This window comes from Acinetobacter sp. Ac_5812 (genome assembly GCF_013072695.1).
Taxonomy (GTDB): Bacteria; Pseudomonadota; Gammaproteobacteria; order Pseudomonadales; family Moraxellaceae; genus Acinetobacter.
Genome location: NZ_LXUK01000022.1, coordinates 129875 through 145476 on the forward strand (window position 1 = coordinate 129875; position 15602 = coordinate 145476).

The 15602-nt window shown below is 39.9% G+C and carries 11 protein-coding genes; 4 read left to right on the plus strand and 7 right to left on the minus strand.

Annotated elements, in window-relative coordinates; all coding sequences use genetic code 11:
* Positions 1–564, minus strand: a complete 564-nt coding sequence (gene ahpC, locus A7P55_RS13990) for an alkyl hydroperoxide reductase subunit C (RefSeq protein ID WP_004654049.1) — start codon at positions 562–564, stop codon at positions 1–3.
* Positions 565–1495: 931 nt separating this feature from the next.
* Here ahpC and A7P55_RS13995 point away from each other — a divergent pair.
* On the plus strand, positions 1496–5452 hold the full coding sequence (locus A7P55_RS13995; protein ID WP_171552562.1) for a DUF3418 domain-containing protein: 3957 nt from the start codon (positions 1496–1498) through the stop codon (positions 5450–5452).
* A gap of 45 nt (positions 5453–5497) precedes the next feature.
* Positions 5498–6604 (plus strand): beta-ketoacyl-ACP synthase III, encoded by a 1107-nt coding sequence (locus tag A7P55_RS14000; RefSeq protein ID WP_171552563.1) that lies wholly within the window; start codon positions 5498–5500, stop codon positions 6602–6604.
* 59 nt (positions 6605–6663) lie between these two features.
* Here A7P55_RS14000 and A7P55_RS14005 read toward each other — a convergent pair whose 3' ends face one another.
* Both A7P55_RS14005 and lipA read right to left on the minus strand, forming a co-directional pair.
* A complete protein-coding gene (locus A7P55_RS14005; protein WP_171552564.1) occupies positions 6664–8361 on the minus strand; it encodes a DUF4394 domain-containing protein in 1698 nt (565 codons plus the stop codon).
* Positions 8362–8731: 370 nt separating this feature from the next.
* A complete protein-coding gene (gene lipA, locus A7P55_RS14010) occupies positions 8732–9745 on the minus strand; it encodes a lipoyl synthase (protein ID WP_032862080.1) in 1014 nt (337 codons plus the stop codon).
* A gap of 189 nt (positions 9746–9934) precedes the next feature.
* Between lipA and sthA the strand changes: the two genes are divergently transcribed.
* On the plus strand, positions 9935–11350 hold the full coding sequence (sthA, locus tag A7P55_RS14015) for a Si-specific NAD(P)(+) transhydrogenase (protein ID WP_004806376.1): 1416 nt from the start codon (positions 9935–9937) through the stop codon (positions 11348–11350).
* 79 nt (positions 11351–11429) lie between these two features.
* Positions 11430–11897 carry a DUF3465 domain-containing protein gene (locus A7P55_RS14020; protein WP_171552565.1) on the plus strand — a complete coding sequence of 156 codons (468 nt, stop codon included), beginning with the start codon at positions 11430–11432 and terminating at the stop codon, positions 11895–11897.
* Between the two features lie 40 nt (positions 11898–11937).
* Here A7P55_RS14020 and A7P55_RS14025 read toward each other — a convergent pair whose 3' ends face one another.
* The 4 genes from A7P55_RS14025 to rodA all read right to left on the minus strand — a co-directional run bounded on the left by A7P55_RS14025 (position 11938) and on the right by rodA (position 15590).
* Positions 11938–12390, minus strand: coding sequence for an Mpo1-like protein (locus A7P55_RS14025; RefSeq protein WP_005204402.1), 453 nt, complete (start codon positions 12388–12390; stop codon positions 11938–11940).
* Between the two features lie 135 nt (positions 12391–12525).
* The gene (locus A7P55_RS14030) at positions 12526–13137 is read right to left on the minus strand and encodes a septal ring lytic transglycosylase RlpA family protein (protein ID WP_004806381.1); all 612 of its coding nucleotides are present in this window, start codon (positions 13135–13137) and stop codon (positions 12526–12528) included.
* Between the two features lie 289 nt (positions 13138–13426).
* Complete coding sequence (gene mltB / locus A7P55_RS14035) at positions 13427–14428, minus strand: lytic murein transglycosylase B (protein WP_005204399.1); 1002 nt, start codon at positions 14426–14428, stop codon at positions 13427–13429.
* A gap of 19 nt (positions 14429–14447) precedes the next feature.
* On the minus strand, positions 14448–15590 hold the full coding sequence (gene rodA, locus A7P55_RS14040) for a rod shape-determining protein RodA (protein ID WP_004806385.1): 1143 nt from the start codon (positions 15588–15590) through the stop codon (positions 14448–14450).
* Positions 15591–15602 lie beyond the last annotated feature (12 nt).

Consider the following 15602-nt stretch of genomic DNA (forward strand, 5'->3'; position numbering starts at 1 on the left):
TTAGATTTTACCAACTAAGTCGATAGATGGAGCAAGCGTAGCTTCGCCTTCTTTCCATTTAGCTGGGCAAACTTCACCTGGGTGAGCGTGAACATATTGAGCAGCTTTAACTTTACGAAGAAGTTCAGATGCATCACGGCCGATACCACCAGCGTTGATTTCAACGATTTGGATTTTGCCTTCTGGATCGATTACGAAAGTACCACGGTCAGCAAGACCAGCAGCTTCGATTAATACGTCGAAGTTTTTAGAAAGTGTCCAAGTTGGGTCACCGATCAATGGGTATTGGATTTTACCAATAACTTCTGAAGTGTCGTGCCAAGCTTTGTGCGTGAAGTGAGTGTCAGTAGACACGCCATAGATTTCAACGCCTAATTTTTGGAATTCAGCATAGTTGTCAGCAAGGTCGCCTAACTCAGTTGGACATACGAATGTGAAGTCAGCTGGGTAGAAGAACACAACAGACCATTTGCCTTTAAGATCTGCTTCAGATACGTCAACAAATTGACCGTTGTGGTACGCAGTCGCTTTAAATGGTTTAACTTCAGTATTAATTAAGCTCATCATTGTCTCCATGATTGAGGTTTTATTGAGAGGCTAACGCCTTACTTGTTTACGAGGTCAAGAATAAATAATTTTTAGTTATTGGGGAAATAGTATTTTTACATGACTAAAATCGGAAAATTGAATAACTCAATAAAAACGACTTTCACCCAAGAATATCTGTCCTATTTGACTGCATCGAGATGAAGCAAACATGACAAAAGATCCAGAACTAATGTGCATAACAACATGAAGTCTACGCCATCAAAATTCAAGGGTAAAATTGAAAAAATCTAAAATTATATAAAAAACGGAGATATACGATTAAATTTTCGACGTGGATCTATTTTATTTGGAAAGCTATCTGGTCGTGATCCTGAGTTGTTGAGATAGATTTGCAAAAGAAAAAATACGAATACGATAAGGAGAATAGTAATTAGTTTGATGAGATTATTAATTTGTTGCGATAAAAAAACAGGATTTATTTGGCAGGAGTGAAAAGAATGGAATCATATAATGGTCTAGTACATGTTACACAAGCAAAAACTTATCTCCCAAAAGACGAAGCAATATTTATTCCAAATTGTCGGGTCGTTGATTTATTCTCATGTTCGATGATTGTATTAGATGCTAAACAAAGTCAGCAAGAAATAAGATAAGGCGCTATTTTCATCACAAAAGTATTAAAAGGAAAAGCTTATCAGCACTGGTTACAGGTCTCGACTTTTCTTAATCTTATCGTTGATATTGATCCAAACGAAGTCAGTGAATCAAAATTAAGGTCTATTTTTATTGTTTCAGCCCGGGGTGAATAATTATTTAACTTGATTCAAGACCTGAATTTTTAGTGATAAGCCTCTGTGGTGGTTAATGTCTAGAAAAGCTTTCTTTGCATAGCAAGGGTTTAAGGCGTAAAATAGCCGATTATTTAATTTTTCAGGAAAGCTGTTCAGTGCAGAGTCATTTAAATGTAGATCAATTGGTTATGGCACGTGACCGTCACCGTTTAAATCGACTGCGCAAAGATAAAAAAACAGAAACAGCGGAAATCGAAAAACTCATTCAGCAATCGAATCATAAGGTAAAACAACGCTTAGCACGTGTTCCCAAGATCAAGCTGAATCAAGACTTGCCTGTTACCCAATATGCAGATCGTTTAATTGAGGCGATTCAAAAGCATCAGGTGATTATTGTTGCTGGTGAAACGGGTTCTGGTAAAACCACACAGCTTCCACAAATTGCCATGCTGGCAGGTCGTGGACTCACAGGCATGATTGGTCATACTCAGCCACGTCGATTGGCTGCACGGAGTGTCTCGCAACGTATTGCGGAAGAAGTGGGCGAGAAGCTTGGCGAATCAATTGGCTTTAAAATTCGCTTTAATGAGCAAGGTTCGCAAGATTCAATCGTCCGTTTGATGACCGATGGTATTTTGTTGGCTGAATTGACCAATGACCGTTTTTTATCAAAATACGATACGATCATTATTGATGAAGCGCATGAACGCTCACTCAATATTGATTTCATCATGGGCTATCTCAAGCAGCTTTTGCCAAAACGCCCTGATTTAAAAGTGATCGTGACCTCAGCTACGCTAGATGTAAACCGTTTTAGCCAGTATTTTTATGACGCACCAATTTTTGAAGTAGAAGGCCGCAGCTTTCCTGTCGAACTGCGTTATCGTCCAATCTCTGAGTTGAGTATTGTCGGTAGTGATGACGACGAGTTTGATGATTTTGAAGAAAATCTGCCACGTGCAGTGGTACAAGCGGTAGAAGAATGTTTTGCCGATGCAGAGAGCAAAGGCCATCCCGAATATGCGGATATTTTAATATTTGCCAGTACTGAACAAGAAATTCGTGAATTGCAGGAAACCTTGCAGAAGTTTGGTCCTCGTCATACTGAGGTCTTGCCTTTATATGCACGTTTGGCGCTGGCTGAACAACAAAAAATCTTCAGTCCGAGCGGTAAAGGGCGTCGCATTATTATTGCCACTAACGTGGCGGAAACGGCGTTGACAGTGCCAAACATCCGTTATGTGATTGATAGTGGCTTTGCTCGTATTTCACGTTATAACTATCGCTCACGGGTACAGCGCTTACCAATTGAAGCAATTTCGCAGGCTGCAGCCAATCAGCGTAAAGGTCGTTGTGGCCGTATTGCTGCGGGTGTCTGTATTCGTCTATATAGCGAAGATGACTTTTTAAGCCGTCCTGAATTTACTGAACCTGAAATTAAGCGGACCAACTTGGCCTCTGTTATTTTGCAAATGCAAAGCTTAGGCCTAGGTAATCTAGAAGATTTTGATTTTATTGAGCCGCCTGATTTCCGTTTGGTCAATGATGGACGTAAGCTCTTGGTAGAGTTAGGCGCATTAACAGATAAAAAAGCCCCTCTTTCTCAAAGAGGTGAGGAACAAACGATGTTCCGCAAGGGAGATTCATCTAGAGATAATCCCCCTCAATCCCCCTTTACCAAAGGGGGAAGCCAAGATAGCTTAACCAAAGTTGGTCAAATGATGGCGCGTATGCCAATTGACCCGCGTTTAGCACGTATGCTGGTTGGCGGGGCACATTTTGGTGTACTCAAAGAAACCTTGATTATTGTTAGTGCCTTAGCCATTCAAGATCCTCGAGAACGTCCTGCCGACAAGCAAATGCAGGCTGATCAAAAACATGCCTTATTCAAAGAAGCGGACTCGGACTTTTTATTCTATTTAAAACTCTGGAATACACTGCAAACCAGTCCCGAAACACAAACTGAAAATAAACGTCGTCAGTTTGCCCGTCAGCATTTTTTAAGTTGGTTACGCTTACGTGAATGGAAGCAAACCCATCAGCAGTTAGTAGAACTGGCTGAAGGTTTAAAGCTCAGTTTTAATGAAAAATCAGCCAACTATGAAAACTTACACCGCGCGCTGTTAACTGGCTTGCTTTCATTTATCGCCAATAAGACCGATGAACGTAATACTTTTATGGCAGTGCGCCAGCAGAAGGCCAAAGTGTTTCCTGCAAGTACTTTGCACAAAACCAATACGGCTTGGGTGATGGCATTTGAGATGGTGGAAACCTCTCAGGTGTATTTACGCACCTTGGCAAAAATTGATCCTGAATGGATTTTATTGGCTGCGCGTGATTTATTGAAGTACCACTATTTCGAACCACATTGGTCGAAAAAAGCAGGTATCGTCAATGCTTATGCTCAAATCTCTTTGTTTGGTTTGATTATCGAGCCAAAAAGATTAATCAATTTTGAGAAAGTAGACCAAGCTGCGGCACATGAAATCTTTTTACGTGATGCATTAACGACAGGTCAATTAGGCATTACTCCACCATTTTTAAAACATAACTTACTCAAACTTGAAGAAGTTGAACGGGTTGAAGATAAATTACGCCGTCGTGATTTGGTGGTGGATGAAGAGACCATTTACCAGTTCTATGCACAGAAAGTGCCGGAAGAAATCGCCAGTCGCAGTAGTTTTGAAGATTGGCGCGCAACCATTGAGTCAGAGCAGCCACGTTATTTATTTGTAGAAGATGATGCGTTGTGGATGAATGATCGTCCAACCACGCAGCAATTCCCAGATTATTTACATAATGGACAGCTGCGACTTGCTGCTAGCTATCGTTTTGATCCAAGCCATGATGAAGATGGTGCAACCGTCAAAATTCCTGTGCAGGCTTTACCGCAAGTGGATGAAAAGCAATGGTCGTGGGGGATTCCTGGGTGGCGTCAGGATTTGATTGAGGCTTTACTCAAGGCATTACCTAAAGACAAACGCCGTAATTTGGTTCCGATTCCCGATACTGCGAAAAAGCTGATGCAGGGAATTGATGCCGTTCATCTGCGCGAACATTTATTTAGCTACTTGGCATTTGCTTTGCGCGGGGAGCAAATTACGGAAAAAGATTTTTCTTTTGAGCGCATTGACCAGTATCTGATCCCGTTTATTAAAGTCGTTGATGAAAAAGGCAAGTTAATCGCACAAGGGCGTGATCTGGATGAGTTGAAAGCGCGTTGTCGGGTTGAAACCCATCGCCCAGTGAAACAGCAACAAGGTGAGTTCCAGACCTTCCCTGAAAATTTTGTATTTGAAGCATCGCAAAAAGTAACAGGTGTTGTGATCAAGCAATATCAAGCTTTGATACCAGCTAAACTATTTGCTGAGCTTGAAGCCAAAGATGAATCTGGTGTGGTGATTCAAATCTTTAATGATCAAGATGAAGCGGTTAAGCAACATCGAGAAGGGGTGATTCGTCTGGTACATATGCAATTGGGGGATTTAATCCGTCAATTGAAAAAGCAGATTTCTAAACCTTTGGCTCTCGCTTATTCACCGTTGGGTGATCGTGCCAAGCTGGAACAAATGCTGGTCTATGCAACCTTGCAAGTTTCAATTCAAGAATTACCTAAAAATACGGCTGAATTTCAACACCTGTTGACTGAAAGCAAAAAGAAATTTTTAGCAAATGGTCAACAGACATTAAGTGATTTAACTGAAATATTTACTCAATGGCAGCAGATCCGCCGTGAGTTATTGGTGTTGGATCAAACCATCTTTGGTCGAAGTGTGGATGATATTGAAGATCAACTTGATTTAATGTCATTAGCAAACTTTGTTTATAGCCGTCCCGTTGAAATTTGGCAGGAATACCCGCGTTATTTAAAAGCGCTGCTATTGCGTTTAGATCGTTTGCCCAATAATCTACAACGAGACCTTGCTGCAATTGATGATGTCGATCCATGGATGGACAAAGTATTTAAATTTAAAAACGATCCTAAAATCAAAGAACTGTATTTGATGTTGGAAGAGTTCAGGATTTCTTTGTTTTCTCAACCGATGAAAACAAAGCTGCCTATTTCACCAACTAGATTACAAAAACTATGGGATCGATTAGCAATCGGTTAAACTGAGAAATATGAAAGTTAGAACTATTCTTTACAGGAGTTTTACATGGGCATCCGTATAACAGGTACAGGTTTATTCCATCCAACTGAATCTATTTCCAATGAAGAGTTGGTTGAAAGTTTAAATGCTTATGTAGAACAGTATAACCAAGATCACGCAGCTCAAATTGAAGCTGGCGAAATTGAAGCACTTCGTGGCTCAAGCCCTGAATTTATCGAAAAAGCATCGGGTATCCAACGCCGTTATGTGGTCGAAAAATCAGGTATTCTTGATCCAGCACGTTTGCGCCCACGTTTGCAAGAACGTAGCAATGATGAGCTTTCACTTCAAGCGGAGTGGGGCGTAATCGCTGCGAAACAAGCGATGGAAAATGCAGGTGTAACCGCAGAAGATATCGATGTTGTGATTTTGGCATGTTCAAATATGCAACGTGCTTATCCAGCGGTTGCAATTGAAATTCAGTCTGCCTTGGGTATTCAAGGTTATGCCTATGACATGAATGTGGCATGTTCTGCTGCGACATTTGGTTTGAAACAAGCTTACGATGCAGTGAAATGTGGTGCTCGTCGTGTTTTATTGCTCAATGTTGAAATTACTTCAGGTCATTTAGATTATCGCACCCGTGATGCACACTTTATCTTTGGTGATGTTGCAACGGCATCGATTATTGAAGAGACAGAAACTAAATCTGGTTATGAAATTTTAGATATCCATTTGTTTACTCAGTTCTCGAATAATATCCGTAATAACTTCGGCTTCTTAAACCGTAGTGAAGATGCAGTTGTGGATGATAAATTATTCCGTCAAGATGGCCGTAAAGTCTTTAAAGAAGTTTGTCCACTGGTTGCGAAAATCATTACCGCGCAATTGGAAAAACTTGAATTAAGCGCTGAACAAATCAAGCGCTTCTGGTTGCATCAAGCCAATGCCAATATGAATGAACTGATTTTAAAATTGGTGGTCGGTAAAGAGGCTGATTTAGAGCGTGCACCGATCATTTTGGATGAGTTTGCTAATACATCCTCTGCGGGTGTGATTATTGCAATGCATCGTACTGGTGAGCAAGTGAGTGATGGTGAGTATGCTGTGATCTCTTCATTCGGTGCTGGCTATTCAGTCGGTTCGATTGTAGTGCAAAAACATATTGCTTAAGTCTTTTTTGATAATAAAAACACCACAATTTGTGGTGTTTTTTTATTTGTGCATTAGGTTTATTTAAATAAAATTGCTAAATCAATCACTTGTGGAGTGGAGCTGTTTCCAATTGTAGATGCCGCTAAGTCTGGTGTGTTATCGACATTAATTGCCAATCTTGCACGAGGTGTTGTAATCGTAGTATCACTATTTAGATCAATACGATACAGAATAGATGGACCTGATTCAGTGGAAACAGTAGCAAGGGCATAACCGTTGTCTCCACCCGCAATATCAAAGCCATTATCTAGGCCAAGGCTAATGCCTAAATCTCCAATCAAATTTAGTGTTCCATTATTTGGAGGATTTTGTTTAGTCAGTGTTTTATTACTTTGATCTAGATCAAAAAGTTCTGTACTAAGTGTGGCTATAGGTGTTTTAAAACTATTTGTATAAGCTACTGCTGTTACTTTGGCACCCGAAGCCCCATTAATATCACCATCTTTAATCGTTTCACCTGTATCAACATTTATTCGTAAGTTTTGTCCTGTATCGCTAATCACACGCAAGCGGTCGGCTGTAGGGTTAAAGTCAACCGCGAAACTTGAACCTTGTAATGTCGTAAAACTACTTCCTGTGGCTGGTTTCAATGCAGTAACTAAGCTTGCTAACCCCGAATCAGTATTAATCGTATACAAATTTGCTTTGTTGGTAAGCCCGTAAAGTTTGCCTGAATTTTCTGTTGTTGTTCTTAAGCGGTAATCAATACCAATAAATCGTTCATCAACCAGTAAACCGTTTAGGGTTTTTTCTGACACTGAATTTGGGTTGTTTAATGCAAAATTTAATAATTTATTATTTGCAGTTAGACCAAAGCCTTGTGCCGTTGAATCTGTGCTTCTTTTCAAAGCAATTCCGCGAATGACCGTACTATTGAAACGACTGTTTAATTCACTCGTTGCAAAAATGGCATCATTAGTCGTGCCAATATTGGCAAGGTTAAGTTGGTAAAATTTATACGTCCCAGACATGAGCTTAAGAGCAGCAAATCCAATATTGTTCACAGGATCAATATCAAATCCACCACCTCCATTGATATCTGAACCTAGTGCTGCTGAACTTCCAAGTGTACCCGCATTGGCATTTTGTAAATAAATTCGATCAGAGTTTTGATCTATGCTGTAAAGTTTTGTAGATCCTGTTCCTGCAAATGCATTGGTATATGCACCAGCAATAATAGCAGGGTTACTTCCAGCTAAATTAATAGCACCGTCAGTTATCGTTGCACCTGTATCAACATTAATTCGAAGGTTTTGTCCTGTATTGGTCATAACTCTTAAACGGTCAGCAACTGGATTAAAATTGACTGTGATGAGATTTGCATCTCCTATAATTTTTGTAAATGGCGCATTTCCATCGCTGGTATCAGTTGGATCAGCAATCAGTTTTTTAACCAGTGAGGCAACACCAGTTGAGGGGTTAAGCGTATAAATATTTCCTAATAAACCAACTGCATAAAGTTTACTATCTTTAGGTCGATAATCAATTCCTACAAGTTCATCACCAGATTGTAAACCTGTAATTTTAAAATTTGAGACTATTGTGTTCGGTGCAATTCTGTCTATTGAACTGATCATCCCATCGTTGGTTAAAATTAAGGTATCTCCAGTGTTGGTATTCACTGTCTCGGAGTCATTGTTTGAATCATTATTACAACCTAATAATATTAAGCTTCCCAGAGTTACGGCGGTCAGTGTTAATACTTTCTTCTTCATAGTTCTAAATCCTGATAAATATATTTGGGTTATAAGACGCTTTGCAGAAATGTTCCCTGTCATTTATAAAAACGTTGAGCTTCTTATCATTGAATGGCCTAGAGGATTGGCCCTAAAAATTTCGGTTTTATTCTCGGATCTGTAATTTAGCAACTTTGTACTTGGTCTAATCAGGATATAGAGGTGTTGGATTAGAGTAAATCAATGTTTTTATATGATTTTTTTGTATTTGAGTTCTGTGTTGTAATTATTCACGCTTATTTCACGGCGAATAAGAAAGTCTATTTTTATAGCTTGGTTTATTCAAACTAGGATTTTGAGATATAAAAAAAGAGAGAATATTAGAATTCTCTCTTTCTCTTATTGAGTCTTAAGCTTCAATCGTTTGAACGGCAATTTTCTTGGCAGGATCGACTTTACGGCGTACCGCTGGAACAGGTTCACCATGGTATTGGCGATCAGCAAAGTAGCTTGAGCGAACCATTGGTGCAGACCAAATATTTCTAAAACCAAGTTTACGACCATGCTCAGCATAACGCTCAAATTCTTCTGGCGTTACAAAGCGGTCAATCGGTGCATGTTGCTTAGACGGCTGTAGATATTGACCAATAGTAATGTAGTCAACATCATGTGCTCTAAGATCATCAAGCAGGGCAATCACTTCTTCTTCAGTTTCACCGATACCGACCATCAAACCACATTTGGTTGGTACATCTGGACAGTATTCTTTAAACATTTTTAACAGCGTTAAAGAGTGCTGATAATCAGAACCTGGACGCATCGCTTTATACAAACGCGGCACAGTTTCAATGTTGTGGTTGAATACGTCTGGAGGACATTCAGTCATGATGCGTAAGGCAATATCCATACGGCCACGGAAGTCAGGTACCAGAATTTCCAATAAGGTTTTTGGACTTAATGCACGGGCTTCTTTGATACAATCAACGAAGTGTTGCGCACCACCATCTAAAAGGTCGTCACGGTCAACCGAGGTAATCACTGCATATTTGAGGCCGAGATTGGAAATGGTTTCTGCCATGTGGCGTGGTTCATCTGGATCTAGAGCATTTGGACGACCATGTGCAACGTCACAGAATGGACAGCGACGGGTACAGATGTCACCCATGATCATGAACGTTGCTGTACCACCACCGAAACATTCAGGTAGGTTAGGACAAGCAGCTTCTTCACATACGGTATGCAGTTTTTGCGAGCGCAAGGTTGTTTTGATACGCTGAACTTCTTCTGGAGCGGTCATCTTGACTCGAATCCAGTCAGGTTTGCGAGGTACTTCAACCGTAGGGATAACTTTTACAGGAATTCTCGCGACTTTTTCCGCGCCACGAAGTTTTATACCCTGTTCAGGTTTACGGTGTTCAGACATATAAGTTCTACAGCCTTTGACTTGAGATATCCCGTTATTATAGTCAAATTTACCGTAATAAAGCATGAAAAGTGGTATTCATTTTGAAAATGTAAATATATAAAAATATATAGTTGTGAAATACATCATCTGGCTGCATATTGGTTATCATATATATAGCAAAACGGTTAAGAGACAAAGGAGCTTTGAATGCCACGTAAGAAAGAGGTCGTCGGTGGGAATATTGTTAAATATGATGCAGTAATTCTCGGTTCTGGCCCAGCTGGCGAAGGCGCGGCAATGAAGCTTGCAAAAGCAGGTAAACGTGTTGCAATCGTTGATGTTCGTGATCAACTCGGTGGTAACTGCGCACACGTAGGCACAATTCCAAGTAAAGCTTTACGTCAAACAGTTTCAAGTATTATTCGTTATCAACGTGACCCAATGTTTCAAAAAGTAGGTGAGTGGAAACAATTCACCATGAAACAGGTACTACGTAATGCGCATAAAGTCATTCAACAGCAAGTTGATACGCATACACGTTTTTATGATCGCAATAAAATCGAAGTTTTCCACGGTCGTGCCTATATCCAAGATAAAAACACCGTACTGATTTTTGGTCAGGATGGCATCAAAGATACCATTATTTGCAAGCAAATCGTGATTGCAACTGGTAGCCGTCCATACCAACCGAAAGGTTTAGATTTTAATCATCCGCGCGTATTTGATTCAGACAAAATTCTTGATCTTGATTATTCAATCCAAAAAATCATCATTTATGGTGCGGGTGTGATTGGTTGTGAATACGCTTCTATTTTCATCGGACTTGATCATAAAGTTGATTTGATCAACACTCAGCAAAAGCTTTTAAGTTACCTTGATGATGAAATTGCCGATGCATTGTCATATCACTTACGTGAACAAGGCGTATTGATTCGTCACAATGAGCAGATTGATCGTTTAGAAACTTTTGATGATCATGTGGTCTTACATTTACTCAGTGGTAAGAAGATCAAAGCAGATGCGATCTTATGGTGTAATGGCCGTTCAGGTAATACTGATGGTTTAGGCTTAGAAAATGTAGGTCTAGTACCGAATGGTCGTGGTCAATTGATGGTAAATGATCAATACCAAACTGAAGCTGAAAATATTTATGCGGCAGGTGATGTGATTGGTTGGCCATCATTGGCATCGGCGGCGTATGACCAAGGTCGTTGTGCAGGTGCAAACATGGTGGGCGAAAAGAATGTGAAGCCAATCCGTGATGTACCAACAGGCATTTATACCATCCCAGAGATTTCTTCAATTGGTAAGACTGAGCAAGAACTGACTGAAGAGAAAGTACCTTACGAAGTTGGTCAGGCTTCTTTCCGTCATTTGGCACGTGCACAGATTACCGGTGATACTGTTGGTGAATTAAAGATTCTGTTCAATCGTGATACTTTAGAAGTCTTGGGTATTCACTGTTTTGGTAACAATGCAGCAGAGATTATTCACATTGGGCAAGTGGTGATGCACAGTCCAAACAATACCTTGAAGTACTTTGTTGAAACGACATTCAACTATCCAACCATGGCCGAAGCCTATCGTGTTGCGGCTTTGAATGGTATGAATCGACTATTCTAAATGTGATAGACGTTGTATGATCAAAATGCCAATCAATTCGATTGGCATTTTGCTATTTTGCGTCTGATAAAAGGTAAGTATGAAAACTCAAAAAAATAATCTGATTATTATTGCGATCATTGTATTGATCGCAGCTTATTTCGGCTTTGATTTAAGGCAAAAACAAAATACAAATGGTCATTCACCGATTACAAATAGCAATGTGTCTGTGGATGATCAGCACAAGATCATGCAAGCCTATCAGCAGCAGCGAAGTAATGTACAAGTTCAAGCACAAGGTGTTGTGAAAGCGATTTTGCCAGATGACAATGAAGGTTCAAGACATCAGAAAATGATTCTTAAACTAGAAAATGGTTTAACCGTATTGATCGCACACAACATTGATTTAGCCCCAAGAATCGAAGGGCTGAAAAAAGGCGATACAGTTGAGTTTTTTGGTGAATATGAATACAGCCAAAAAGGTGGCGTCATTCATTGGACCCATCATGATCCGCGTGGAAAACATATCGATGGTTGGTTGAAATACCAAGGGAAAATCTATCAATAACAGTTTCCCTTGGCTGGTTGCTTGCAAGATGTGCGCTAAATTAGCTTGTAAGCGCTGATTTTTGACGAATTTTCCATTTAGGTAGGACTTTAGCTAAATAAGCGTCCATGCACCATACAGGGCCAATCAGGAGGAATTGTAAATCTTTAAAGAATGAAGGTTTCTTGCCTTCAACTTTATGCCCATAAAATTGTCCGATCCACGCGATCACAAAAACACCGATATAGAATCCAACACCTACAGGTAAGATCACAATTAGCCACGCCATGACGGCTAATAAAGCAGCCATTGCAATTGCAAGTACGATGTCCAAACGTGCATAAAACACCAAAGTTAAAACTAGCAATAGCGCAGTGAGTAAGGTGCTAAAGTGCGCCAGAATACCAATGATCGAAAATAAAATTGCAGGAACACAGACCCAGTGGATTTTTTTGTTGGTTTGGTTTTGGTGACTGTCACTATATTCATCAAACCATTCATCGATCGACTTCACATTGCTCTCCTTGCGATATTCATTTTTCTTGATTCAATATACCGAAGAATAGGATAGGGCGTAAAGCATTAACAAATGTAATAGATAAAAATAAAAAAGCCGCAATAAGCGGCTTTTTAGTGATGGTCTTAATGATTAAGAATTAGGACCATCAACACGTTCAATGCTTACATTGCCCGTACCTGAACTAGACATACCAAGTTGCTTTGCAGCACCATAAGATAAGTCTAATACACGGTTACCATGGAATGGACCACGATCGTTAACTTTTACAACAACACTTTTGCCATTGTCTTTGTTTGTTACACGAATATAACAGTTCAAAGGAAGGCTACGGTGAGCAGCAGTCATAGCATTCATATCGAATGTTTCACCGCTTGCTGTTTTGCGACCATGGAATTGACGACCATACCATGATGCAACGCCATTTTGGCTGAATTTACGAACGGTGTTCGAAGCAACAGTATTCAGTTTTTCAATCACTGAAGGCTCTTCTGCTGGGATATCGATCTTAGCAGCGATCGTTTGGCGACGTACTTTGTCACCTGAACTCTCAGTGATTGAAAGACTATTAACGTTTGAAAAACGAGAATTAAAATTTTGAGAATCTTTGCTCAGTACGCGGGCAGCCAAGTTAGAACCTTCCACATCATTGGTTAATGATGAAGACTGTACCATTTCAGCATGTAACGGGCTTAAACTTAAGCCTGCCGTCAGCGCTATAATATATTTTAGCGAAAACTGCATTGTATAAACTCCTAGAGAACATGCTTTTCTATTTCAATAAAAACACCTTGAAATATAGTGCACATGTCTAATTATTCACTTTTGCAATTACTTTATCTTGCGGCGATAATATTCATCACTTACGAAGTGTGTCTAGTCCTTAACGATAAATAGTTACAAAAAGGGCAAAAACTTACAGTTTTAGATTAAAAAATAATCAATATTGTAACAATTTATGAATTTTGCTGATTAAGTGTGCTTTTTTGATAAAAAATTTATTGACTTTTCATAATCTTGTAAAAAAGCTAACCTATCGGCTAGCTACTTCGGTGCCTAATAACCATACAGCAGTTGCATACATGCGACTCTTATTGTAGGTCGTAATGACTTGGAAATTTGGATAAGTAATATAGTAAATTGGACCAAATTGGTCTTGTAATTGAATAACATTGACTAAATCAAGATCATCAATTTTTACCAAAGGGTCAATTGGTGCGACTCCCAATTTTTTCAATTCACCATAAGGAACTGGCTGGGTCAAATCTTTAGCAATCACGCTATCTGGATTGTTACCTAAGTAGCGAGCAGGGAAGCCAATTGGACGATCTCGCTGCCAACCGTGTTGAGCTAAATAGTTGGCAATTGAACCAATTGCATCAGCAGCAGAGTTTCTTAAATCGATATGTCCATTACCATCGTAATCCACACCTAGTTTTTGAATATTGCTTGGCATGAATTGCGGGTAACCAATTGCACCTGCATAAGAACCTACAATACTGTTGGTTGGATAGCCTTCTTTATATGTCCATGAAATTAATGCAGCCAATTCATCACTAAAGTAGTCAGCACGACGTGGGTAACCAAAGGCAAGCGTTGCTAAGGCGTCTCTGGTGATGAAAGAGCCTTTATTGGCACCATAGCCTGTTTCTACACCTAAAATACCGAGAATCACCGATTTAGGCACACCATACTGCTGTTCAGCACGATTCAGTACGTCTTCATATTGGCTTTTAAAACGTGCACCACGTTGAATGGTACCTTCAACTAAAAACATTGAACGATATTGATACCAAGGTTTACTTTCACCAGGGCGAGTCATGATGTTCAAAATATTTGGTAAATTACGCGCACCACTCATGGCAGCATCGATTTGTTCGCTGCTTAAGCCGTAGGTTGTCATTGCCTTTTGTTTGAAAGCAAAGTAATTGGGGTGATTGTAAAATTCATTTGCTTGTGCCCAATTACTGCTCAAGAATAAACCAGCACTTAAAGTTAAAAATTTAAAAGTTTTATTCAAAGTAGGAAGAAACATAAGTTTATAAAATTCCTCATTATCGATGTGTATGAATAGACATAACCAGTCCAAAAGTTGACATAAGGGTAATAATTGCAGTTCCGCCATAACTCATGAACGGCAAAGGCACACCTACTACAGGTAAAATACCACTGACCATGCCTGCATTTACAAATACATAAACAAAAAATGACAAACCAAATGCACCCGCAACCAAACGACCATAGTTATGGAAGCTTTGTAAGCCAATCTGGAATGTTCTAAAAATAATTGCACAATAGAGAAGAATCAGCAGGGTGACACCAATCAAACCAAACTCTTCTGAATAGGCTGCAATAATAAAATCAGTGTGCCCTTCAGGTAAGAAGTGCAAGTGGGATTGAGTTCCCTCTAGGAAACCTTTACCTGAAAAGCCACCAGAACCAATTGCAGTTTTTGATTGAATAATGTTCCAACCTGTTCCGAGTGCATCCGCTTCTGGGTTAAATAAAGTCAAAACACGTTGACGCTGATAGTCGTGTAGTAAAAATTCCCATGCGATCGGAATAATCACACCTGCTACACCCGCTGCGCCTGCAATCAATTTCCATGACAAGCCACTCAGGAAAAGCACAAAAATACCACTGGCAAGTACCAATAAGGAGGTGCCTAAGTCAGGTTGTTCAGCAATGAGTAGAAAAGGCACCACAATCAGCAATAAAGACAGAATGACTTGTGAGAAGCTTGGAGGCAGAGCTTTACGTGACAAGAACCACGCTACCATCATTGGCATACCAATTTTCATAAATTCACTGGGTTGTACGCTACCAAAGCCAGGAATGTCGATCCAACGCTGTGCGCCCATGCGGACTTCACCAAAAATCACCACTGCAAGCAGCGACAATACCCCAAATACATAAAAGTAAGGGGAAAATGCTTGATATACTTTTGGTGGAATTTGAGCCAAGCTAAACATGACCACAAAGCCAATACCAAAGCTCATGGCTTGTTTGCTGACCAATCCAACATCTTGGGCTGATGCACTATATAAGACAGTGAGCCCCAGTATGGCATTTAGAATCAGAAATAGACAAAGCCATGGGTCGATATGCAGTTGTTGCCAACGAGAAGGCTGATTGGCAGTACTCAAGCCATCACGAGGTGCTTGACGTAAAAATTTGTATTGCGGGCTTGGAGACATGCGATTCTAAAT

Coding starts and splice junctions, on each gene's coding strand:
- ahpC (WP_004654049.1), bottom strand. CDS start 564: ATGAGCTTAATTAATACTGAAGTTAAACCATTTAAAGCGACTGCGTAC.
- A7P55_RS14000 (WP_171552563.1), top strand. CDS start 5,498: ATGGGCATCCGTATAACAGGTACAGGTTTATTCCATCCAACTGAATCT.
- A7P55_RS14005 (WP_171552564.1), bottom strand. CDS start 8,361: ATGAAGAAGAAAGTATTAACACTGACCGCCGTAACTCTGGGAAGCTTA.
- lipA (WP_032862080.1), bottom strand. CDS start 9,745: ATGTCTGAACACCGTAAACCTGAACAGGGTATAAAACTTCGTGGCGCG.
- sthA (WP_004806376.1), top strand. CDS start 9,935: ATGCCACGTAAGAAAGAGGTCGTCGGTGGGAATATTGTTAAATATGAT.
- A7P55_RS14020 (WP_171552565.1), top strand. CDS start 11,430: ATGAAAACTCAAAAAAATAATCTGATTATTATTGCGATCATTGTATTG.
- A7P55_RS14030 (WP_004806381.1), bottom strand. CDS start 13,137: ATGCAGTTTTCGCTAAAATATATTATAGCGCTGACGGCAGGCTTAAGT.
- mltB (WP_005204399.1), bottom strand. CDS start 14,428: ATGTTTCTTCCTACTTTGAATAAAACTTTTAAATTTTTAACTTTAAGT.
- rodA (WP_004806385.1), bottom strand. CDS start 15,590: ATGTCTCCAAGCCCGCAATACAAATTTTTACGTCAAGCACCTCGTGAT.